We start from the raw sequence: 21,968 nt of genomic DNA, 5'->3' as shown, positions 1-21,968 counted from the left end.
AGGGCCACTCGGCAGAAGAGGGCTAAGCCTGGCGCCGGCTGATCGGTTGTTCATGGTTATCGGCCGGAATGGCCGATCTTACCTGACAGGCGGCCGGCCGTAAACTTTTTTCCAGCCAGGGTCGAAATTCAGCCGGCCGAGCGCCCTTCAGTCTTTTGTTTTGCCTTTGCGCCGTGTATTAAGCATACTCTGTCGATCCAGATCAACCTCAAAACGGAATACCTGCCGGCCATGAAGACCATAGTCCTGATTGAAAACGATATTGTCGAGTTGGAATCACTCGTGGCCATCTTCAAGAAGTGGCAGAAGGAAATCAATGTCCTGACTGCCCGTGAAGAAGAGGCGGCGATCAACATCATTTCCTCCCAGCAGGTCGATCTCGTCATCTGCAATCTGTCCCTGCCCGGGAAAAATGAACTCCAGGACATCTCCCGCCTCACCGCCTCCTTTCCCTTTGTCCCCTGCATCGCCATCGCCAGCAAGGGCAAGGACACTTCCAGCCAGGCGGTGAAGATGGGGGCCAGCCGCTGCCTGGAGAGCCCCATCGAAACGGAACGGCTGCTGGACCAGGTGACCGAGTTGCTTGAGCTCAGTTCCAGCGGCACCGTCAAGGGCATCCCGATCCACAGTTTCCTGCAGATGCTGGAGAGTGAACGCAAGACCTGCACCCTGCCGATCCACAGCAAAAAGGAGACCGGCATCCTCTACATCCGGGACGGTGAGCTGATCGGCGCCGAGCCCCCGACCCTGCGAAACGAAGAGGCCGCCCTCGCGATCATGAACTGGGACGAGGCGGTGATCGAGATCAAATACCTCAACGATCTCAGGGAGAACATCGATCGCTACCTGTTCTCGATCGAGAATATATCCACCTGACGGCCGGCCCCGGTTATCTCCCGGCAAAAATCCGGCGTATCGTCTCCTCCTGGCTGACGATGCTGTGCATCAGGGCGAACTGGGTCACGGCCCGCTCCAGGTTTTCCCCCCGCCGGCGGACCCGGAAATAGGTGTCGCCGCGCAGATGGTCGGTGAAAAAGCGCAGCCCCAGCTCGAAGGTGATCAGGGTGATCGCCGGGCCGGCCAGGTCGCGATCGTGCCGGCCCAGCAGTCCGCCCATCTCGGCCGAGTAGCCTTCGAACCACGCCCGGCAGGTACCGACATCGAAGCCGACGGCCGCGGCTGCACCGCCCTCCCCGCCCCGGTTGCAGCACGATCGCAGACAATCGCCGAGATCGTGGTGCAGCAGGCCGGACCCGACGGTATCGAGATCGATGAGGCTGACGACCTCGCCGTGGTCGTCGAACAGAAAATTTTCCACCTTGGGGTCGCCGTGGACGATACGGGCGGATAACCGCCCGTCGGCGCAGGCCTCCTGCAACAGCGCGGCCTGCGGCCGCATGATCTCCACCTCCATCATGCACCGGCGTTCCAGGGCGGCGGGGCGGTCGTCCCGGCCGGCCACCACCCGGTCGTATTCCGCCAGGTAGCCGGGCAGGACGTGGAAACCGGGCAAGGCGATCTCGAGGCCGTCGCTGCGCAGGTCGTCGGTGAAGCGGTGGAACCAGCCGAGACAGCGGCCGATCGCCGCCGCCTGAGAAGGTCGGGCAAGGCGGCTGACCGCCCGGCCGTCGATCCAGGTCTGGGCCCGCCACACCCCGCCGGACGCATCGGTCCACCAGTCGTGTCCGGCCCGCGTCTTAATGAGAGTGGGAAATCGGAAGGGGCCGCCGGCCTGCCCGGATTTCTCGGCCAGGCATTCGGTAACCAGGGAAAAATTACGGACCACGGCGCGGGGATCGGCGAAGACCGCCGGATTGATGCGCTGGAGGACGAAGGGGGTGCCGGTCGTTGCCACCAGATAGGTGCAATTGATGTTTCCCCGGCCAAGTTCCCGCACCTCCACCATATCCCCGGCAAACTGCACGGCAACGGCGGTCGCTTCGAGCATCGCCGCCTGCCCCTTGCCCGTCAGGTCCGCGGCTGGCCGGCTGCCGCTCGTCGCCAATCAGGCCGTCCGGGTGCCGGCGAGCGCTGCCCGGCCGTAATGGACCGCCCCGAGCAATGCGGCGTTGCCCCTGGTAATGAGCCGGACGGGGATGGCCGTCATCAGCTCCTCCATCTTGTCCTTGCGGCGGAACGCCTCGAGCAGGCCGGCGAACGAAACGTGCCCGGCCAGGCGGGGGACGATGCCGCCGCCGATATAGAGACCGCCCCGGGCATAGGTTTTGAGCGCCAGGTTGCCGGCCTCGCTGCCGAGAATGGAGAGAAACAGCTCGATGGTGCGACGGCAGAGCGGGCATGGCGCCTGGGCCAGGGCGGCATCGGCAACGACCGGGGTCCGGTCGACAGCCCCGGCAAGCGCTTCGGCCACGGCGTCGCTCTCCTGCCCGCGCCCCGTCTCCTTGAGAAAATCATAGAGGCGGGCGATACCCGGACCGGCGATCAGGTCCTCGTAACTCACCGGCCCTCCCCGCCGCATCATCCAGCGCAGCAGGTCGAGTTGCTCGGCGTCGACCGGGGCAAAATCGGCGTGGCCGCCTTCGCTGCCCCGGGGCATAAACGCCGTGTCTGTCCGGACGAGCAGCCCTTCGCCGAGCCCGGTGCCGGGGGCGATGACCGCGATCATCTCCCCGCCTTGACCGTCCCCCGGCTGCAGTTCGATCCAATCCTCATCCCCGAGAATGGGGATCGAGGCACAGACGGCGGTCAGGTCGTTGAGCAGGACCACGCCGGCAAAGCCGAAGGCAGCCTCCAGCCGCTTCGCCTCGATGATCCACGGCAGGTTGGTGACGGTCGCCTTGTCCTTCCCGGTCACCCCGGCGACGGCAAGACAGGCGAATCGGGGCCGGAGACCGCACTCTCCCAGGAACCGGGCGATGATCTCCTCGATCCCGGCATGGTCGCGGCTGGGATAGCGCCGGCTGGCCAGGGGTCGGCAGTCATCGCCCGCCAGGGCGAACACCGCCAGTTCGCATTTGGTGCCGCCGATATCGGCAGCGAGAAGCGTCGTCATATGCTGGGGCCTGTCTCCATGCCGGGAGTCCCGCGACGGAATGCTGCCGATTCCGCCGTCAACCGTCCAGGGCGCGGATATCCCAGGCCTCGGTCCGGCTGTTGTTGTCGGGGTTTTTGACGATGGTGAACTCGAAGATCTGCGAGGTGTCGAGAAACATGGCGTCATTGACATCGGCGGCCTTCGAGCAGTGGAAGAACACCGATTCCGGGATCAACCCTTCCGGCCGCAGGCGGTAATAGCGCATGAAGCCGAAGCCCCGATCGGGGTTGTAGTTGATCGGGATGCCGCGCTGGCGGTTCTCCCCCGGCGGCGCCTGAATGGGCAGCAGGCCCGGGATCAGATAGCCGGAAAGATAGCTGTCGGCGGCCTCCTTCAGCTCGGAGCTGACATACTTGAAACCGATGACCTCCACCCGGCAGCCCATGTTCTGCAGGGCCAGCACCAGGCGGATGAAATCGCCGTCGCCGGTCAGCAGGATGACCCGATCGAGGTTGCGGGCCTGATGCAGGGCATCGATGGCCAGATCCATGTCGGCGTTGGCCTTGGTGGTGAGGATGCCCTCGTCGTCGACGAAATGCTTGACATATTTCTTGATCACCCGGAACCCGCACTGGCGCAGGACCTCGTGGTAGCGGTAGAGCTTCTGCCGGTACTCTGCGTCCTCCTTGGTCCGGGCCCGGTCTTCGGCCAGATAGGAGTTGGCCCGCAGCAGCACCGATTTGCCGACGCCGGCCAACTCCACCAGGACGTCGTAGCGCATCCCATAGCCGCCGCACAGCCGGATGTTCTCGGCATCGACATAGATTCCAGTCTTCAGCATCGGGTTCTATCCGCTCCGCCTTCGGTTATTCCCATTCGATCGTCGCCGGAGGCTTCGAGGAGATGTCGTAGACGACCCGGTTCACCCCCCGCACCTCATTGATGATCCGGCTCGAGATCGTCCCCAGCAGTTCGTAGGGGAGTTTCGACCAGTCGGCGGTCATCGCGTCCCGCGAGTCGACGGCGCGCAGGGCGATGACGTTCTCGTAGGTCCGGCCGTCACCCATGACCCCGACCGTCTGGATCGGCAGCAGGACCGCGAACGACTGCCAGACCTGGCGGTACCAGCCGCTCTTCTTCATCTCCTCGAGGACGATGACATCCGCCTGGCGCAGGACCCGCAGCCGCTCGGCCGTGACCTCGCCCATGATCCTGATCCCGAGGCCGGGACCGGGAAAGGGCTGGCGATAAATGGCCTCCTCGGGCAGGCCGAGCTCGAGGCCGAGTTCGCGGACCTCGTCCTTGAACAGCTCGCGCAGCGGCTCGATCAAGTGGAGCTTCATGATCTCCGGCAGGCCACCGACGTTGTGGTGCGACTTGATCGGGGCCTCGCCGCGGAAGGACACCGATTCGATGACATCCGGGTACAGCGTGCCCTGGGCCAGGTAACGGACCTCACCGATCTTGTGGGCCTCGTCCTCGAAGATTTTGATAAAGCCGAGACCGATCCGCTTGCGCTTGATCTCCGGGTCGACCACCCCCTGCAGTTCGCCGAGAAAGTAGTCGGTGGCATCGACATCGATGACGTTGAGTTTGCTCTTCTCCTTGAAGAAGCGCAGGATCGTCTCCGATTCGCCGGTCCGCATCAGGCCGTTGTTGACATGGATGCAGGTCAACTGATCGCCGATGGCCCGGTGGACGATGGCGGCCACCACCGACGAATCGACACCGCCGGACAGGGCGCAGAGGACCCGGTCGCCGCCGACCCGATCCTTGATCGCCGCCACCGTCAACTCGATGAAGGAATGCATGGTCCACGACGGGCTGCAGTTGCAGATGCCGAAGATGAAGTTGCGGAGGACGTCGTTGCCGATCAGGGTATGGGCCACCTCCGGGTGGAACTGCACGGCGACGAAGGGTTTGGTCCGATGCCTGAGAGCGGCGTAGGGCGAATGGGCGCTGGTGGCGGTGACGGTGAAATCATCGGGCAGCAGCTCGATGCGATCACCATGGCTCATCCATACCTGGTAATGGATCTCTTCGGATTCAAGGCCGGCGAACAGGCCATCCGTCTGGTGGATCACCAGGTCGGCCTTGCCGAACTCGCGCTTTTCCGCCCTCTCGACCCGGCCGCCCATCTGCTGCATCATCAGCTGGGCCCCGTAGCAGATCCCGAGGATGGGAATCCCCAGATCGAACAGCGCGGGATCCGAATGCGGGGCGTCGGTATCGTAGACCGAGCAGGGACCGCCGGAGAGGACAATCCCCGACGGCTTGAGGGCCTTGATCTTCTCCAGCGGGATCGAGAAGGGGTGAATCTCGCTGTAGACCTTCTGCTCCCTGATCCGTCGGGCGATCAGCTGGGTGGTCTGCGACCCGAAATCGAGGATGAGTATCTTTTCGCTGTGGATATCCATGGTTCTCACATTTCCCATGTGGGAGAGGCGACAGCCGGCGTTGGACGACGGCGGCACCGCTCCCGCGGTTGATGAAGATCAGGCTGTCCGGTAGTTCGGCGCCTCTTTGGTGATGATGACATCGTGGACATGCGACTCGCGCAGGCCGGCGGCGGAGATGCGGACGAACTTGGCCTTCTGCTGCAGGTCGGCGATCGTCGCCGCGCCGACATAGCCCATGCCCGAACGCAGACCGCCCAGCAATTGGTAGATGACGGAGATGATCGAACCGCGGTACGGCACCTTGCCCTCGATGCCTTCGGGCACCAGTTTCGAGGTCGAGGTGATCTCCGACTGGAAATAGCGGTCGGAGGAACCCTGGCTCATCGCCCCGAGCGACCCCATGCCGCGGTAACTCTTGTAGGTCCGGCCCTGGTAGAGGAAGGTCTCGCCCGGGGTCTCGTCGGTGCCGGCCAGCAGGCTGCCGATCATCACCGAATGGGCGCCGGCGCCGATGGCCTTGGTCAATTCCCCGGAATGCTTGATTCCGCCGTCGGCGATAATCGGGATGCCATGCTTGATCGCCTCGCGGACGCAGCGCTGGATCGCTGTCATCTGCGGGACGCCGACGCCGGCGACGATCCGGGTGGTGCAGATCGAACCGGGGCCGACCCCCACCTTGACCGCATTGGCGCCGGCCTTGATCAGGTCGGCGGTCGCCTCGCCGGTGGCGACGTTGCCGGCGATGATCGACAGGTGCGGGAAGGCCGCCCGCACCATCTCGACCGCCCGCAGCACGCCGGCGGAATGGCCGTGGGCCGAGTCGATGGCGACGACATCGACGCCGGCTTTGACCAGCCGCTCCGCATGCTCCTCGATCGTCGGCCCGACCCCGAGGGCCGCCCCGACGATCAGCCGGCCGTACGTATCCTTGGCCGCCAGCGGGTATTTCTTGATCTTCTCCAGGTCCTTGATCGTGATCAACCCCTTGAGCTGGCCCTCGTCATCGACCACCAGCAGCTTTTCGATGCGGTGCTCATGCAGCAGGGCCTTGGAGTGTTCGAGATCGATGCCGACCTTGGCCGTCACCAGGTTCTTGCTGGTCATGACATCGGAGACCCGCAGGTCGTTATCGGAGACGAAGCGCAGGTCGCGGTTGGTGACGATCCCCACCAGCCGCCCCTCGTGCAGCACGGGCAGACCGGAGATCTTGTAGGTGCTCATGATCTCCTGCACCTCGGCCACCGACTGGTCCTGGCGGACGGTGATCGGGTCGATGATCATCCCGGATTCCGACTTCTTGACCTTCTCGACCTCGAGGACCTGCTGATCGATGCTCATGTTCTTGTGGATAATGCCGATCCCGCCCTCCCTGGCCATGGCGATCGCGGTCCGATGCTCGGTCACCGTGTCCATCGCCGAACTGACGAGCGGGGTGTTGAGGGCGATGCTGTCGGTGAGCATCGTCGCCAGCGACACCTCGGTCGGCAGGACGTCGGAGGCATCCGGCAGCAGCAGCAGATCATCGAAAGTGAGTGCCATCTCAACTGTATCTGGTAACATAGTCCCTCCTTTTGCGGGATTACCGGCTCAGGTCTGCGGCATCCGGCGGCGTCTTTCTCTGCCGTCCGCTTCGACCTTCCGCCTTCGATAAGGCTTTTTGAAGTAAAGCATACTTCAACGAAATCTCAAACCCCCGGTGCAATCATCCGTATTCAAGGGGCCAGGGAGTGAGTATAATTGTACTAGCAACCGTCCGGAATCTTCCGTGCCCTACAGGACATCATATGCTTTTGGAAATAAATCCAGAAAACCCGCAGCTCCGGCTGATCCAGCAGGTCGTGGAAAAGCTGCACAACGGAGCGGTCATCGTGTCGCCGACCGACACCGGCTACGGCATCGGCTGCGATATCTTCAATCCGAAGGCGATCAGGCGGGTCCAGCAGATCACCGGGCGGCCGGAAAACAAGCCGTTCTCCTTCATGTGTTCCGATCTCCGGCATATCAGCGAATACGCCCACGTCTCGAACACCGCCTATCGTCTGCTGAAAAAATGCCTCCCCGGCCCCTACACCTTCGTCCTGCCGGGGACCAAGCTGGTCCCCAAGATCATGCTCACCAAGCAGAAGACCGTCGGCATCAGGGTGCCCGGCCATCCCATCAGCCGTCTCCTCATCGCGACGCTCGGCCATCCGCTGCTCAACGCCAGCGTCCCGACCGCCGACGACCAGCCGGCCCCCGGCGAACCCTTCCTGATCGACGAACTCATCGGCAACCGGGTTGACCTGATTATAGATGGGGGCCAGATCATTCCCGACCCCTCCTCGGTGGTCGACCTGACCCATGATACCCCGGAGATTCTCCGGGTCGGCAAGGGCGATATCAGTCTTTTTCGCTGATCAGCCGTTCTTTCAGCGACTTGCTCATGGTAAAGTGGAGCGTCCGCCGCTCCGGAATATCCATTACTACGCCGGTTCGGGGATTCTTGGTATTGCGCGGCCTTCGTTCCCTGGTGGAAAATGACCCGAACCCCCGCAGTTCGATCCGTCGTCCCTCCTTGAGGGCCTCGGCCATGGTCTCGAGGATAATGTCAACCGCCAGCCCGACATCCTGTTTCTGCTGGCCGAGTTCCACGCTCACCTTGTCGACGATATCTTTTTTCAACATTTCAGTCTCTCTCTCTCGTCATCCTTCCAACATCCCGCAACGCCCCGTCCAGGTATAAAAAAAGGTTGTTCCACCATTCTCTCTCCGGTGGAACAACCTTTTACCGACGGTTGCCTGCAGCCCGCAAATTGCGATTATTCTCCTTCCGACTGATTGCCGCTTTCCGCGGCAGCCTTCAACAGGTCGCCGAAGGTCGAGGGCGAGCTGTCCGTCTGATCCTTTTCGTGCTGTTTATAGCTTCCCACCGCCAGCGCTTCGCCATCTCCCTCGAGGGTCTTGACGGAGAGGCCGATCTTGCGGTCCTTCGCCGAGACGTTAATGACGATGGCCTTCAGCGTGTCGCCGACCTGGTACATGCCGACCGGGGTCTTGACCTTGTCCTTGCTGATCTCGGAGACATGGACCAGCCCCTCGATGCCTTCTTCGAGTTTGACGAAAATCCCGAAGTCGGTGACATTGGTGATCGTTCCCTCGACCACCGTTCCCGACGGATACTTATTATAGGCAGCCTGCCACGGATCGGGGACCATCTGCTTGATACCCAGCGAGAAGCGCTCGTTTTCCTTGTCGATCTTCAGCACGACGGCCTGGATGGTCTCGCCTTTGGTGTATTTTTCGGAAGGATGCTTGATGCGCTCGGTCCAGGACAGGTCGGAGACATGGATAAGGCCGTCGATCCCCTCCTCGATGCCGATGAAGACGCCGAAGTCGGTGATGTTCTTGATCTTGCCCTCGATGATCGAGCCGACCGGATAGTTCTCGGTGACCAGATCCCACGGGTTCGGCTGGAGCTGTTTCATGCCGAGCGAAATGCGTTTGGTCTCGGTCTCGATATTGAGCACCATGACTTCGACCTCGTCGCCGACCGCAACCATCTTGGAGGGATGACGGGGCTTTTTCGACCAGGTCATCTCGGAGACATGGATCAGGCCCTCGACACCCTCTTCCAGTTCGACGAAAACACCGTAGTCGGTGATCGATACCACTCTGCCGGTGGTCTTCTGGCCGACCGGATAGCGGGAGATCACCGTCTCCCACGGGTCCTCGCGCAGCTGTTTGACGCCCAGCGATACCCGGTCGTGCTCCTTGTCATATTTCAGAACCTTGACCTCGAGCTCCTGGCCGACCTTGTACAGCTTCGACGGATGCGAGACGCGCCCCCAGGACAGGTCGGTGATATGACAGAGACCGTCCATGCCGCCCATGTCGATGAACAGACCGTAATCGGTGATATTGGTGACGGCGCCCTTGATGATCTGACCCTCCTGGAGCCTGGACCGCATCTTCTCGCGCAGCTTGTTGCGCTCCTCCTCAAGGATGGCGCGGCGGGAGATGACGACGTTGTTGCGCTTGCGGTTGAACTTGAGGATCTTGAACTCGAAACTCTGACCGATCAGGCCATCGAGGTCCTTGACCGGGCGGAGGTCGATCTGCGAATAGGGCAGAAATGCCGGAACGCCGATGTCGACGGACATGCCGCCCTTGACCCTGCTTTCCACCTTGCCCTCGATCGTCCCATCATTTTCCTGGATCTTGGCGATATCCTCCCAGACCTTGATGGCGATCGCCTTTTCACGTGACAGCAGCAGACCGCCCTCTTCCTTGCGCCGCTCGACGAATACCTCGAAAGCATCTCCTATCTTGATCTCGGATTCACCATCCAGGCGGAATTCGGATTTGGCGATATAGCTCTCCGCCTTGTCACCGACATCCACAAGGAAAAAGTCGTCGACACTGCCAATGATGGTTCCTAACGCCACATCACCGACAGCGATCACCTTGTTGTTCTCTTCCATCTCGAAAAGCTCGGCAAAGCTCAGCTCTTCACTGCCATTATCCAGGGTTGATTGGTTCAGATCTGTCATGGATTCGCTCGTTTTTCGGCCAACTGGGCCAATGCGTTGAGGTTGCGACACACCCTGTCCCAGACAGGATGCATCAAACAAAGAGAGGTCGCGCTCCGGAAAGAAGGCAACCTCCGCTCTACAGTGGAACACTATTTTATACCAAAAAAAACATCGGCAGACAAGTACTACTTGCCCAATCCCTCATCTATTGCCGAGGCCTGGTTTCGAGGAACCGTTATGCCGAACTGCTGCCGGACGCGCCACCCTGCGAACCCGGCCGTCTTCTTCTCCGGCCCGATGGCTGCCGGCGCGGTGCCTGTTCCCCCCGCTCCTGACGAGGGGCCGCGGCGCCTTTGGGCGGCGGCTGGAGAAGCCACTCGTCGGGCATCACGCACTCCAGCTTCCTGCCGATATACTCTTCGATGGCCGGAAGATAGAACGCCCCTTCCTCACAGGCAAAACTGACTGCGGTGCCGACCGCCCCGGCCCTCCCCGTCCGGCCGATGCGGTGGACATAATCTTCCGGCTCATACGGCAGGGTATAGTTGACGACGTAGGTGATCCCCTCGATATGAATGCCGCGACCGGCAACATCGGTCGCCACCAGGACATTGGTCCGACCGGTCCGGAAGTTTTCCAGACGGCTGGTCCGCTTGACCTGCGGCACCTCGCCGGACAACAGCAGACATTCGACGCCATTGCGCTGCAGGCGGTCGCTGAGCCGCTTGGCCTCGTTCTTCATATTGGTAAAGACGATGATGCGTTCGTCCCGATGCCTGGCTATGAGGTTGTACAGCACGGTATATTTTTCATCGGCCGTAACCAGGTAAACGATCTGCTCGACCGTGGCGACGACGACCTGCTCGACCTCTGCCTCGACCGTTCGCGGATGGACGCACCACTGTGATGCCAGGTGCTTTACGTCTTCGGACACCGTGGCCGAGAAGAGCAGGGTCTGGCGCTCCTCCTTTTTCGGCATGCGGCCCATGATCCGGCGGACATCGGGGATGAAGCCCATGTCGAGCATGCGGTCGGCCTCATCGATGACCATGATCCCGCAGCCGTCGAGGGAGAGAATGCCCTTGCCGAGGAAATCGAGGAGCCGGCCGGGGGTCGCGACGACGATATCGGTTCTCCCCCGCGTCAGGTCGTTCATCTGGGCCTGGTAGTCCGTCCCGCCAAATACCGCGGTGACCCGGAGTCCCGTATACTTTGCCAATGCCGCCCCGTCCTTGGCGATCTGCAGCACCAGCTCGCGGGTCGGCGCGATCACCAGCGCCCGCGGCCGCTTCCCCTCGCCCGCATGGCCGTCCCGCAGCAGGCGGGCAAGAATGGCCACGAGGAACACCGCACTCTTGCCGGTGCCGGTGTTGGCCTTGCCGATCAGGTCATGTCCGGCCAGCACATCGGGCAGGGATTTCTCCTGGATCGGCGTGCAGTAACGAAAATCGAGCTCGGCGATCCCGTGCATGACTTCGAGGGGGATATCGAAATCATGGAACCGGCTCTGCCCGGCGATCGGCTCGACTGCAAACTGGTCGATGGTCCAGGCGACCGCCGTCTCGGCGGCCACAGGCAGTTGATCGGCCCGTCTTTTCCTTCTCCGGCCCGGCCGACCCTGCCTCTCGATCTGCTGATTGTCCAGGTCGACCTGCCCGGCCGGAACCGTCAGGGTCGACAGATCTTCAGCCGGTCTCTCGACAGACTGCCGGCGACCAAACAGTCGCTTTGATTGCAGGCGGCCAGCCCGCGCCAGATTCCGTATTTTTCTCCCCGCAGAGAGAATGATTTTTTTTATCATATCGGGTGATTATTACCAAAAAATGAAATTCGGGCGACACACCCTGGGGCCATCCCCCTTTGCTCCGGCCTTACCAGCCCGAGCCAGGAAAGACAGTTCGGCAATCAATGAGCAACGGCCGAAGTCGTCAGGCTCATTCGCCTCAGATCGACTCCAGCCGTGGAAAAAAACGCAATTGAGACTGCTATCTCCCGGCCAGGCGCAACTCCTCCATCAGTGGGCCGAAAAGTGTCTCATATTCCGGGATCGTCTTTCGCAGCAGCAGGGAAAAGCGCTGGATGTCCTTGTCGTTGACCACGAGGTTGGCCGAACAGGCCAGTGCCTGCAGATTATACATGGTGTTGAACTCGCTGCCGATCAGAACATAGAAGATATACCTCCTCTTCGCCATGTTCATCGTTCTCATATAACTATGGAACGTCCCCTCGAGTCCGGATTTTTCAAACTGTGAATGGAGTACCACCGAGGCGTAATTGACGAACTGCATCCTGGTCATCCCACCCTCGGCCGATTCCCCCAGTTCCACCTTGTAGCCGAGTTTTTCGAGATCGGCGACGACAATATCACGTGCCGGCACGCCGGCCATCAGCACCAGGGCCCGCGGCACCTCCTCGACCGTTTCGGTCTCTTCATAATCGCCTTCCTTGAGCCAGGAGATATCCGGTGGATCAGGAGGTCGGATGGCGGTTTTTTTCTGACTGACCGGAACCGAAGCCCCCGCCATCGACGCATCGATACCGAACGGTTGCGCGCATTGGATGCACTTGACTCGCAGTTGCTGACCCGGCGCCAGGGCCTCGAGGCCGCTCTGGATCTTGCCGCCGAGTTTCATCTGTTTTCCGCAGTGCGGACAGTTCACATTCATATCGCCCTCTCCTCCGGCCCCTTGTGGACTTCATCCTCGTTTACCATAAGCTGCTCAACCCCATCTACCTTCGAAACCTGCCGGCCTGCTGTTCTTCCTCCTCCATCGCCAGACCGGTCAGCGACGTGGTCGCCTCGCCGCGTTCCGCCTTCACCCGGTCGAGGCCGCGATTCATCTCGTTGCGATGCGAACAGTAGGTGATCGCGGTCTGCTCGGTCACCAGGTTCCGGCTGTACAACTCGAGGATGTGCTGGTCAAAGGTGCGCATGTCGAGGGCCGAACCTTCCCTGACGATGTTGTAGAACGTCTTTTCTTCAGTCTCGCCGTTGACGATGAGGTCTTTAACCCGCAGACCGGTGCAGAGGATCTCCATCGCCGCCACCCGGCCGCCGCCGACCTTCGGCAGCAGGCGCTGACTGACGATCCAGCGGATGGTATCGACCAGGCGGTTGCGGATCTGCGGCTGTTCCTCCTGCTGGAACATGCTGAGGATACGGTTGATCGTCTGGCCGGCATCGATGGTATGCAGGGTCGAGAGGACCAGATGGCCGGTCTCCGCCGCGGTCATCGCTATCTCCATGGTCTCGCGGTCACGCATCTCGCCGACCAGGATGACCTTCGGCGCCTGGCGCAGGGCGGCGCGCAGACCGACGGCGAAGGCGCTGAAGTCGCTGCCCAGCTCGCGCTGGTTGAAGGTCGCCTTGCGCTGGGGATGGACGTACTCGATCGGATCCTCGAGCGTCACCACGTGCACGGCCCGCTCCTGGTTGATCCGGTCGAGCAGCGCCGCCAGCGACGTCGTCTTGCCGGTGCCGGTGGCGCCGGTGAACAGGATCAGGCCGTTGATCTCCCGCGCCATCTTGTCGAATGCCGGCGGGAAATTCATGTTCTCGATGGTCGGGATCTCGGATTCGAGCTTGCGCAGGACGGTGGTGTAGTAGCCCTTCTGGCTGAAGATGTTGACCCGGAAGCGCGCCTTGTTGCCCAGCGCATACGGCAGGTCGCACGACCCGTGCTCCACCAGGTCGGTCAGCAGCCGTTTGTTGTTGCCGATCAGGTTGAGGGCAAAGGTCTCGGTCTGGAACGGGGTGAGTTCGCGCACCGGCGGCTCGACCGCCACCGGGACCAGTTGGCCCGCCGACTCGACCTGCAGGGTTTTTCCCACCGTGATGTTGAGGTCGGACACGTTGCCGTGGGACTCGAGCATCGCGGTAATCCAGTAATCGATTTCTGTCTTTTTCATCGCCGCCTCCTGAAAAAATGTGCAATACCACTAATTTTCATAGTATATTGCGGACAAAGAAACAAGAAATATACCGCATGTTCATTTATTTTCTGCTGTTTCCGGCCGAAATCACGACCGGATCGGCAGACCGCACAGGGAGTCCAGCATGGCAATTCCACTCCGCAGCGCCACCACCACCCAGGGCCGGAGGATGGCCGGCGCCCGCAGTCTGTGGCGGGCCAACGGCATGACCGAGGACCAGATCGGCCAACCGGTCATCGCCATCGTCAATTCCTTCACCCAGTTCGTCCCGGGTCACGTTCACCTGCATGACATCGGCCAGGAGCTGAAGAAGATCGTCGCCCAACACGGCTGTTTCGCCGCCGAATTCAACACCATCGCCATCGACGACGGCATCGCCATGGGCCATGACGGGATGCTCTATTCCCTGCCGTCGCGCGAGCTGATCGCCGACAGCGTCGAGTACATGTGCAACGCCCACACCGTCGACGCGATGATCTGCATCAGCAACTGCGACAAGATCACCCCCGGGATGCTGATGGCGGCGATGCGCCTCGACATCCCGGCCATCTTCGTCTCCGGCGGGCCGATGGAGGCCGGCGTCGACGGCGACAAGCGCTACGACCTGATCGATGCGATGGTCATGGCCGCCGACCGCAACATCGACGACGCGACGGTCGAGCGGGTCGAGCGTTGCGCCTGTCCGACCTGCGGCTGCTGCTCGGGGATGTTCACCGCCAACTCGATGAACTGCCTCAACGAGGCCCTGGGCCTGGCCCTGCCGGGCAACGGGACGGTGCTGGCGACCCACGCCGACCGCCGCCGCCTGTTCCGCACGGCCGCCGGACGCATCGTCGAGATGGCCCGGGCCTGGTACGACGACGAGGACGCCTCGGTCCTGCCGCGGACCATCGCCAGCCGCGCCGCCTTCCTCAACGCCATGGCGCTCGACATCGCCATGGGGGGGTCGTCGAACACCGTCCTCCACCTGCTGGCGATCGCCCAGGAGGCCGGCGTCGATTTCACCATGCAGGACATCGACCAGCTGTCGCGGCGGGTGCCCAACCTCTGCAAGGTCGCCCCGACCTCTCACTTCCACATGGAGGACGTCAACCGGGCCGGCGGCATCATGGCCATCCTCGGCGAACTCGACCGGGCCGGACTCCTCGACACGAACGTGTCCCGGGTCGACAGCCCGACACTGGCGGCCACCCTGAACACCTGGGACATCATGCGGCCCTCGCACAGCGAGGCGGCGGACACCCTCTACCGCGGCGCCCCCGGCGGCCGGATCAACCTGACTCTCGGTTCCCAGGACAACCGCTACCCCGAGGCCGATCGCGATCGCGAAGGCGGCTGCATCCGCGACCTTCCCCACTGCTACAGCCGGGACGGCGGCCTGGCGGTGCTGTTCGGCAACATCGCCGAGCGCGGCTGCATCGTCAAGACCGCCGGGGTCGACCCCTCGATCTTCGTCTTCAGCGGCACGGCCCGGGTCTTCGACTCCCAGGAGGCCGCCTGCGACGCCATTCTCGGCGGCGGCATCACCGCCGGCGATGTGGTGATCATCCGCTACGAGGGACCGAAGGGCGGACCGGGGATGCAGGAGATGCTCTACCCGACCTCCTACCTCAAATCGGTCCATCTCGGCAAAGCCTGCGCCCTGGTCACCGACGGCCGTTTCTCGGGCGGTACCTCCGGCCTGTCGATCGGCCACGTGTCGCCGGAAGCGGCGGCGGGAGGGGCGATCGCCCTGGTGCAGGACGGCGACCTCATCGACATCGACATCCCGCAACGGACGATCAACGTCAGGGTCGCAGCGGATGTTCTCGTCGCCCGCCGGCAGGAAGAAGAACAGAAAGATCGCCGGGCCTACACCCCGGCCGACCGCAACCGTACGATCTCCAAGGCCCTGATGGCCTATGCCCTGTTCGCGGCGTCGGCGGACAAGGGGGCGGTCCGTATTTTACCAGAGAATTGAACCATGAAGATTATCGATTGCCGGGGCCTGAACTGCCCCGAACCGGTCCTGCAGACCAGGAAGGCCATGGAGGCCGGGGCGCCGGAGGGGCTGGCGGTCATCATCGACAACGAGGGCTCGAAAGACAACGTCGAGCGCTTCGCCCGCAGCCAGGGCTGCACCACCGCCGTCACGGTCCTTCCCGACGGCCAGTTCCGGGTCGAGATCAGCGGTGTCGAGACGAAAGCACCCTCCGCCGAGGTCGACCCCGCCGCCTTCACCTGCACCCCGGCCGCCATCGGCCCGGTGTGCATCATCCCGGCCGATTCGATGGGCCGGGGCAGCGAGGAACTGGGTTGGGCCCTGCTCCAGAACTACGTCAAGACCCTCGGGGAGCTGTCGCCGCTGCCGAGCAAAATCTTCTTCTACAACGGCGGAGTGAAGATCGTCGCCACCGACAACAAGGCGGTCGAGGCGGTGATCGAGATGGAGAAACGCGGGGTCGAAATCTGGGCCTGCGGTACCTGCCTCGAGTACTTCCACCTGGAAAAGGAGCTGAAGGTCGGGAGAATCACCAATATGTTCGACATCGTCAACACCATGGCCACCGCCGGCCGGATCATGAGCCCGTATTGAGCAGGTCCCGGAAGACGTCCTCGCCAAGTCCCGCCCGACCTGGCCGGTTGAGCAGCCATTCCAGCCAGGTCATGGTCCGGTCGTACCCTCCCCGGTCAAAATTCACCGACAGCCGGTTCATATACCCGTGCCGCCAGGGAACGGCGGCACAGTGCACCCCCGGTCTGCCCTGCAGCCGGCTGATCAGCCCCGGCACCGAGAAATGCGGCTCATCCTCCGGGAAGATCAGCAGACAAGGGCAGCGGGGAGCGGCCGTCACGGCATGCCGGATCTGGCCGCCGTAAAAGCCGACGGCGAGTGGCACGGCCTCGCCGGCAGCGGCAACCACCTGCCACAGGGCCGCGGCCCCGGCGCTGAAACCGATGCAGACGGGCATGTCCGCCCGCCCTTCCAGGTGCCCCCGCACCTTGTCGGCATAGGCGGCAACGCCGCCCTGGCCCAGGAAGAACCCATAGGCCCGTCCCTCATCGTCAAACCAGGCGGCATCGGCATACGGACCGATGATCTCCGCTTGATGTCCCCACTCGTTGCATTGAGCGGCGATCGTCCTCAGGGGCTCGGTCGTGCCGAAGATATCGGCCGCTACCAGGATGCGCATCGCATTTTCCTTTATCGGGCTTGATGCCGTCCCGCCATATCCTGGATTGGCCGACGGAGGATTGACAGACACATTTTGTTTATACTACCATTAACCTCGACTCGTCTCCACACTGCCGGCGGCATGAACCGCCATCCTCCCAAGCCCCAAATTCCTTGAGGTATTCCGGCTGCAAATCGAATACAATATCCCATGCTCAATACAGACCGCCTCTCGTTCTCCAGTGAAGGGATGACCCTGTGAAACCGACAAAAACTGAAAACCCGGAATATTTCCATCACGTTATCGACTGCCAATATGCCTGTCCGGCCCACACCCAGGTGCCCGAGTATATCCGCCTGATCACCGAAGGCCGCTACGATGACGCCTATATGGTCAACTGGATTTCCAACGTCTTTCCCGGCATCCTCGGGCGGATCTGCGACCGCCCCTGCGAGCCGGCCTGCCGTCGCGGCCGGGTGGAAAAGGAACCGGTGGCCATCTGCCGCCTCAAGCGGGTGGCGGCAGACTACAAGGAATCGATCAAGGCCCGCCTGCCGGTCGCCCCGGCGGCGAAGAACGGCCGCCGGATCGCCCTGATCGGCGGCGGCCCGGCATCGCTGACGGTCGCCCGCGACCTGCTGCCGCTCGGCTACCAGGTCGACCTCTTCGACAACCAGAGCGCCGCCGGCGGCTTCATCCGCACCCAGGTCCCCTCCTTCCGGCTCCCCAAGGAGGTTCTCGACGAGGAGGTCAACCAGATCCTCGACATGGGCGTCACCTGTCATTTCGATCACTACGTCGGCAGCATGAAGAAGATGCTCGGCCAGGGCTACGACGCGATCTTCGTCGGCACCGGCGCCCCCCGCGGCCGCGACCTGGCCGACCTGCCCGGCCGCCGGGAGGGGGACCCCTTCATCCACATCGGCATCGACTGGCTGGCGGCGGTGCTCTACCGCCATGTCCACCGGATCGGCACACGGGTCCTGGTCATCGGCGGCGGCAACACCGCCATGGACTGCTGCCGCACCGCCCGGCGACTGGGCGGCGAGAAGGTCAAGGTCGTGGTCCGCAGCCCGCGGGCCGAGATGAAGGCCTCGCCGTGGGAGATCGAGGACGCCCTGCACGAGGACATCCCGATCCACGACCAGCTCTCCCCCCTGGAGTTCGTCATCAAGGACGGCCGCCTGGCCGGCATGCTGTTCGAGCGGGTCGAGGGCCGGGTGGACGATCAGGGCCGGCGCCGGCTGCTCCCAACCGGCGAGGCCCCGGTCTTTCTGCCCTGCGACGAGGTCCTGCTGGCGGTCGGCCAGCAGAACGCCTTTCCATGGATCGAGCGGGACATCGGCATCGCCTTCGGCCGCAACGGTCTGCCGGTGCTCGACGAGATCACCCACCAATCGACACTGCCCCGGGTCTTCTTCGGCGGCGACGCCGCCTTCGGCCCCAAAAACGTCATTACCGCCGTCGCCCAGGGACACCGGGCGGCGATCTCGATCCACCTTTTGTGCGAGGGCCGCGACCTCCATCAGCGGCCGCACCCGCGGGTCAACCTGACCGGCCAGAAGATGGGATACCACGATTGGATCTACGACAGCCATGTCACCGACGACGAGCGCCAGATCGTCCCGACCGTCGAAAAGGTCAAGTCCCTGAAGGACCGGCTGCTCGAGGTGGAACTGGGATTCGACCGGGATCGGGGCCAACTGGAATCGAGGCGCTGCCTCAACTGCGATGTGCAGACGATCTTCATCGCCCAGACCTGTATCGAGTGCGACGCCTGCACCGACATCTGTCCGGTGACCTGCATCAACTTCATCGCAGGCGGCGACGAGGACGATCTCCGCCGCCGCCTCCAGATCCCCGCCGACAACCGCGAGCAGACCCTCTACGTCTCGCCGGTGCTGCCCACCGGCCGGGTCATGGTCAAGGACGAAAACGTCTGCCTGCACTGCGGCCTGTGCGCCGAACGCTGCCCGACCGCGTCATGGGAGATGTCGAAATTCACCTATCACGAGGCCCAGGCGGAGGATGTATGAGCAGGATTGAAAAAATCAACGATTTCGTCGTCCGTTTCGCCAACGTCAACGGCACGGGTTCGGCCAGCGCCAACAACCTCTTCGCCATGGCGATCTACCGGATGGGCGTGCCGGTCACCCCGAAGAACATCTTCCCCTCGAATATCCAGGGACTGCCGACCTGGTACGAGGTCCGGGTCAGCGGCCGCGGCTGGCTCGCCCGCCGCGGCGGCATCGACCTGACGGTGGCCGTCAACGGCCAGACCCTGGTCCAGGACTATAACGAAGTCCTGCCGGGAGGTTATTTCCTCTACGATTCGACCAAGCGGCTGCCCGACGACTGCCGGCGCGACGATCTCACCATCATCGCCATCCCGCTGACCCAGCTCTGCAACGATGCCTTCACCGATCCCCGGCTGCGCCAGTTGCTGAAAAACATCATCTACATCGGCGCCCTGGCCCGCCTGCTCGCCATCGACCATGCAGTGCTGACCGCGGCGATCAGCAGCCAGTTCGCCAAGAAACCGCAGCTGGCCGAATCGAACCTGCTGGCCCTGGAGATCGGCTCCACCTACGTCCGCGACCACTTCGACGGCGCCTGCGGCCTGCGGGTCGAACCGCTGCCGGCGCGCGGCGAGACGATCCTGATGGACGGCAACAGCGCCCTCGCCCTCGGTGCCATCTACGCCGGGGCGACGGTGGCCGGCTGGTATCCGATCACCCCCTCGACCACCATCGTCGAGGCCTTCGAGCGCTACGCCAACCGTTATCGGATCGAACCGGAGACCGGCCGCAAACGCTTCGCCGTCATCCAGGCCGAGGACGAACTGGCGGCGATCGGCATCGCCATCGGCGCCTCGTGGAACGGGGCGCGGGGCTTCACCGCCACCTCCGGTCCGGGACTGTCACTGATGGCCGAGTTCCTGGGGCTCGCCTACTACGCCGAGATCCCGGTGGTGCTGATGGATGTCCAGCGCGCCGGCCCGAGCACCGGGATGCCGACCCGCACCCAGCAGTCCGATATTCTCGACGCCGCCTACGCCTCGCATGGCGACACCAGACACGTCCTGCTCTTTCCCGGCGACCCGAAAGAATGCTTCGAGATGGCCGTCGACGCCTTCGACCTCGCCGACCGGCTGCAGACCCCGATCATCGTCATGAGCGATCTCGATCTCGGCATGAACGATCATCTCAGCGCCCCGCTGGTCTGGGACGACAACCGCCGCTACGATCGTGGCAAGGTCCTCGACGCCGCCGCCCTCGATGCCCTGAAAACGCAGTGGGGCCGCTATCTCGATGTCGACGGCGACGCCATCTGCTACCGCACGTATCCCGGCACCCATCCGGGCAAGGGGGCCTATTTCACCCGCGGCACCTCGCATAACGAGTATTCGGCCTACACCGAGGACAACACCATCTACCGCCGGGGCATGGAGCGACTGGCACGCAAGTGGGAAACGGCCAAGCGCCTGATGCCGGCCGCGCAGGCAACGATCCGCGACGCCGCCGCCGCGATCGGCGCCGTATTCTACGGCACCACTACCCCCGCCGCCGCCGAGGCGATCGATATTCTTGCCGCCGAGGGTCTGGCGATCAACATGCTGCGCCTCAAGGCCTTCCCCTTCGGGCCGGAGGTGGCGGCGTTCATCGACCGTCACGAGCGGATTCTGGTCATCGAGCAGAACCGCGACGGCCAGATGCGCCTGCTGCTGCTCAACGAGGGCAATTTCCCGCCCGCCAAGCTGCAGTCGGTCGTCAATTTCGACGGCCTGCCGATCACCGCCGCCACCATCGTCAACCAGATCAGGTCCCTGCTGTCGAGACCGGCGACGGCCGGTGACGGCAACGCCAACCGAGGAGAGAGACCATGACCTTTGTCCGCCCCAGTTTCCGCCACCCCAGCCAGCCGACCAACGCCCTCGGCTATACCAGAAAGGACTACGAGGGGGCGATCTCCACCCTCTGCGCCGGCTGCGGCCACGATTCGATCAGCAACGCCATCATCCAGGCCTGCTTCGAGATCCCGCTCGAACCGCACAAGGTAGTCAAGATGTCCGGCATCGGCTGCTCGTCGAAGACCCCGGCCTATTATCTCGGCCGCTCGCACGGGTTCAACTCGGTGCACGGGCGGATGCCGTCGATCGCCACCGGCGCCAACATGGCCAACCGCGACCTCGTCTACCTCGGGGTCTCGGGCGACGGCGACACCGCCTCGATCGGCATGGGCCAGTTCATTCACGTCCTGCGGCGCGATCTCAACCTGACCTACGTGGTGATGAACAACGGCTGCTACGGCCTGACCAAGGGCCAGGACTCGGCCACCGCCGACCGTGGTTCCAAGAGCAAGAAGGGGATCCCCAACCCCTTCGAATCGATCGACCTGTGCGAGATGGCGATCCAGCTCGGCGCCGGCTTCGTCGCCAGGGGCTTTTCCGGCGACAAGCAGCAGCTGGTGCCGCTGCTGAAAGCGGCCCTGCTGCACCAGGGCATCGCCCTGATCGATGTCATCTCCCCCTGCGTCACCTTCAACAACACCTCTGGGTCGACCAAGAGCTACCAGTACGTCCGCGATCATATCGAGGCCACCGGCACCTTCGACTTCATCCCGCTGCGCCAGGAGATCGTCGTCGAATACGACGAGGGCGCCACCCAGGCCGTCACCATGCACGACGGCAGCGTCATCACCCTGCACAAGAGCGTCAGCGGTATCGATGTCACCAGCCGCCGCCATGCCCTCGACCTGCTCGAGGCCGAGCGGGAGCAGGGCCGGCTGCTGACCGGCATCCTCTTCCTCGACCCGGAGAGCGAGGACACCCACGCCATCCTCAAGACCTCGCTGACCCCGCTCAACCAACTGTCCCGGGAGGACCTCTGCCCCGGCGCCGCCGCCCTCGACGAGGTCAACGGTCATTTTCGCTGAGGATCTTCCCAGTAACCAATCCATACCATTACATAAACCG

Annotated in this window: 18 protein-coding genes; 7 read left to right on the top strand and 11 right to left on the bottom strand. The window is 63.1% G+C overall.

Annotated elements, in window-relative coordinates; all coding sequences use genetic code 11:
• Window positions 1-231: 231 nt before the first annotated feature.
• Window positions 232-876 (top strand): response regulator, encoded by a 645-nt coding sequence (locus tag ACWGKN_RS03535; RefSeq protein ID WP_035231487.1) that lies wholly within the window; start codon window positions 232-234, stop codon window positions 874-876.
• A gap of 13 nt (window positions 877-889) precedes the next feature.
• On the opposite strand, the gene ACWGKN_RS03530 is transcribed toward ACWGKN_RS03535, so the two are convergent.
• The 5 genes from ACWGKN_RS03530 to guaB all read right to left on the bottom strand — a co-directional run bounded on the left by ACWGKN_RS03530 (window position 890) and on the right by guaB (window position 6,954).
• A complete protein-coding gene (locus tag ACWGKN_RS03530) occupies window positions 890-2,005 on the bottom strand; it encodes a phosphotransferase enzyme family protein (protein ID WP_452094699.1) in 1,116 nt (371 codons plus the stop codon).
• Window positions 2,006-3,013 (bottom strand): glucokinase, encoded by a 1,008-nt coding sequence (locus ACWGKN_RS03525; RefSeq protein WP_452094698.1) that lies wholly within the window; start codon window positions 3,011-3,013, stop codon window positions 2,006-2,008.
• A 58-nt stretch (window positions 3,014-3,071) separates the two neighbouring features.
• Window positions 3,072-3,836: a LabA-like NYN domain-containing protein gene (locus tag ACWGKN_RS03520; RefSeq protein WP_035231492.1), complete on the bottom strand. Its 765-nt coding sequence runs from the start codon at window positions 3,834-3,836 to the stop codon at window positions 3,072-3,074.
• Window positions 3,837-3,861: 25 nt separating this feature from the next.
• A complete protein-coding gene (guaA, locus tag ACWGKN_RS03515) occupies window positions 3,862-5,412 on the bottom strand; it encodes a glutamine-hydrolyzing GMP synthase (protein WP_424253384.1) in 1,551 nt (516 codons plus the stop codon).
• 78 nt (window positions 5,413-5,490) lie between these two features.
• Window positions 5,491-6,954, bottom strand: a complete 1,464-nt coding sequence (gene guaB / locus ACWGKN_RS03510) for an IMP dehydrogenase (RefSeq protein WP_035231496.1) — start codon at window positions 6,952-6,954, stop codon at window positions 5,491-5,493.
• Between the two features lie 224 nt (window positions 6,955-7,178).
• Between guaB and ACWGKN_RS03505 the strand changes: the two genes are divergently transcribed.
• Window positions 7,179-7,790 carry an L-threonylcarbamoyladenylate synthase gene (locus tag ACWGKN_RS03505; RefSeq protein ID WP_035231499.1) on the top strand — a complete coding sequence of 204 codons (612 nt, stop codon included), beginning with the start codon at window positions 7,179-7,181 and terminating at the stop codon, window positions 7,788-7,790.
• Here ACWGKN_RS03505 and ACWGKN_RS03500 read toward each other — a convergent pair.
• The 5 genes from ACWGKN_RS03500 to ACWGKN_RS03480 form a co-directional block, all read right to left on the bottom strand.
• Window positions 7,774-8,058: an HU family DNA-binding protein gene (locus ACWGKN_RS03500; RefSeq protein ID WP_035231501.1), complete on the bottom strand. Its 285-nt coding sequence runs from the start codon at window positions 8,056-8,058 to the stop codon at window positions 7,774-7,776. The genes ACWGKN_RS03505 and ACWGKN_RS03500 overlap by 17 nt on opposite strands.
• A 134-nt stretch (window positions 8,059-8,192) precedes the next feature.
• Window positions 8,193-9,923, bottom strand: coding sequence for a 30S ribosomal protein S1 (locus ACWGKN_RS03495; RefSeq protein WP_035231502.1), 1,731 nt, complete (start codon window positions 9,921-9,923; stop codon window positions 8,193-8,195).
• A 217-nt stretch (window positions 9,924-10,140) separates the two neighbouring features.
• Window positions 10,141-11,706: a DEAD/DEAH box helicase gene (locus ACWGKN_RS03490; RefSeq protein ID WP_452094697.1), complete on the bottom strand. Its 1,566-nt coding sequence runs from the start codon at window positions 11,704-11,706 to the stop codon at window positions 10,141-10,143.
• A gap of 184 nt (window positions 11,707-11,890) precedes the next feature.
• Entirely contained in the window at window positions 11,891-12,571 is a 681-nt protein-coding gene (locus ACWGKN_RS03485) for a hypothetical protein (RefSeq protein ID WP_035231504.1), read from the bottom strand.
• Window positions 12,572-12,635: 64 nt separating this feature from the next.
• Window positions 12,636-13,814: a type IV pilus twitching motility protein PilT gene (locus ACWGKN_RS03480; protein WP_452094696.1), complete on the bottom strand. Its 1,179-nt coding sequence runs from the start codon at window positions 13,812-13,814 to the stop codon at window positions 12,636-12,638.
• A gap of 148 nt (window positions 13,815-13,962) precedes the next feature.
• On the opposite strand from ACWGKN_RS03480, the gene ilvD reads away from it, so the two are divergent.
• Window positions 13,963-15,798 (top strand): dihydroxy-acid dehydratase, encoded by a 1,836-nt coding sequence (ilvD, locus tag ACWGKN_RS03475; protein WP_035231509.1) that lies wholly within the window; start codon window positions 13,963-13,965, stop codon window positions 15,796-15,798.
• Between the two features lie 3 nt (window positions 15,799-15,801).
• A complete protein-coding gene (gene yedF / locus ACWGKN_RS03470) occupies window positions 15,802-16,413 on the top strand; it encodes a sulfurtransferase-like selenium metabolism protein YedF (protein ID WP_452094695.1) in 612 nt (203 codons plus the stop codon).
• Here yedF and ACWGKN_RS03465 read toward each other — a convergent pair.
• Window positions 16,397-17,011, bottom strand: a complete 615-nt coding sequence (locus ACWGKN_RS03465) for a hypothetical protein (protein ID WP_452094694.1) — start codon at window positions 17,009-17,011, stop codon at window positions 16,397-16,399. The two genes, yedF and ACWGKN_RS03465, sit on opposite strands and share 17 nt — an antisense overlap.
• A gap of 239 nt (window positions 17,012-17,250) precedes the next feature.
• Here ACWGKN_RS03465 and ACWGKN_RS03460 point away from each other — a divergent pair, with 239 nt between their 5' ends.
• From ACWGKN_RS03460 to ACWGKN_RS03450, 3 genes are read left to right on the top strand one after another with little or no spacing between them, the layout of a single operon-like run.
• Window positions 17,251-19,029: an FAD-dependent oxidoreductase gene (locus ACWGKN_RS03460; protein ID WP_035231515.1), complete on the top strand. Its 1,779-nt coding sequence runs from the start codon at window positions 17,251-17,253 to the stop codon at window positions 19,027-19,029.
• Window positions 19,026-20,879 (top strand): 2-oxoacid:acceptor oxidoreductase subunit alpha, encoded by a 1,854-nt coding sequence (locus ACWGKN_RS03455; protein WP_424253307.1) that lies wholly within the window; start codon window positions 19,026-19,028, stop codon window positions 20,877-20,879. Before ACWGKN_RS03460 ends, ACWGKN_RS03455 begins: the two co-directional genes overlap by 4 nt.
• Window positions 20,876-21,928, top strand: a complete 1,053-nt coding sequence (locus tag ACWGKN_RS03450) for a 2-oxoacid:ferredoxin oxidoreductase subunit beta (RefSeq protein WP_035231517.1) — start codon at window positions 20,876-20,878, stop codon at window positions 21,926-21,928. Before ACWGKN_RS03455 ends, ACWGKN_RS03450 begins: the two co-directional genes overlap by 4 nt.
• Window positions 21,929-21,968: the final 40 nt, after the last annotated feature.

The organism is Desulfoprunum sp. (assembly GCF_053613775.1).
Note: the sequence above shows the minus strand (reverse complement) of the source record. Positions and strands in the feature narration are given on the sequence as shown.

What these genes read in the sequence shown, in the direction of transcription:
- ACWGKN_RS03535 (WP_035231487.1), top strand. Translation starts at nt 232, where the DNA reads ATGAAGACCATAGTCCTGATTGAAAACGATATTGTCGAGTTGGAATCA.
- ACWGKN_RS03525 (WP_452094698.1), bottom strand. Translation starts at nt 3,013, where the DNA reads ATGACGACGCTTCTCGCTGCCGATATCGGCGGCACCAAATGCGAACTG.
- ACWGKN_RS03520 (WP_035231492.1), bottom strand. Translation starts at nt 3,836, where the DNA reads ATGCTGAAGACTGGAATCTATGTCGATGCCGAGAACATCCGGCTGTGC.
- guaA (WP_424253384.1), bottom strand. Translation starts at nt 5,412, where the DNA reads ATGGATATCCACAGCGAAAAGATACTCATCCTCGATTTCGGGTCGCAG.
- guaB (WP_035231496.1), bottom strand. Translation starts at nt 6,954, where the DNA reads ATGTTACCAGATACAGTTGAGATGGCACTCACTTTCGATGATCTGCTG.
- ACWGKN_RS03505 (WP_035231499.1), top strand. Translation starts at nt 7,179, where the DNA reads ATGCTTTTGGAAATAAATCCAGAAAACCCGCAGCTCCGGCTGATCCAG.
- ACWGKN_RS03500 (WP_035231501.1), bottom strand. Translation starts at nt 8,058, where the DNA reads ATGTTGAAAAAAGATATCGTCGACAAGGTGAGCGTGGAACTCGGCCAG.
- ACWGKN_RS03495 (WP_035231502.1), bottom strand. Translation starts at nt 9,923, where the DNA reads ATGACAGATCTGAACCAATCAACCCTGGATAATGGCAGTGAAGAGCTG.
- ACWGKN_RS03490 (WP_452094697.1), bottom strand. Translation starts at nt 11,706, where the DNA reads ATGATAAAAAAAATCATTCTCTCTGCGGGGAGAAAAATACGGAATCTG.
- ACWGKN_RS03485 (WP_035231504.1), bottom strand. Translation starts at nt 12,571, where the DNA reads ATGAATGTGAACTGTCCGCACTGCGGAAAACAGATGAAACTCGGCGGC.
- ACWGKN_RS03480 (WP_452094696.1), bottom strand. Translation starts at nt 13,814, where the DNA reads ATGAAAAAGACAGAAATCGATTACTGGATTACCGCGATGCTCGAGTCC.
- ilvD (WP_035231509.1), top strand. Translation starts at nt 13,963, where the DNA reads ATGGCAATTCCACTCCGCAGCGCCACCACCACCCAGGGCCGGAGGATG.
- yedF (WP_452094695.1), top strand. Translation starts at nt 15,802, where the DNA reads ATGAAGATTATCGATTGCCGGGGCCTGAACTGCCCCGAACCGGTCCTG.
- ACWGKN_RS03465 (WP_452094694.1), bottom strand. Translation starts at nt 17,011, where the DNA reads ATGCGCATCCTGGTAGCGGCCGATATCTTCGGCACGACCGAGCCCCTG.
- ACWGKN_RS03455 (WP_424253307.1), top strand. Translation starts at nt 19,026, where the DNA reads ATGAGCAGGATTGAAAAAATCAACGATTTCGTCGTCCGTTTCGCCAAC.
- ACWGKN_RS03450 (WP_035231517.1), top strand. Translation starts at nt 20,876, where the DNA reads ATGACCTTTGTCCGCCCCAGTTTCCGCCACCCCAGCCAGCCGACCAAC.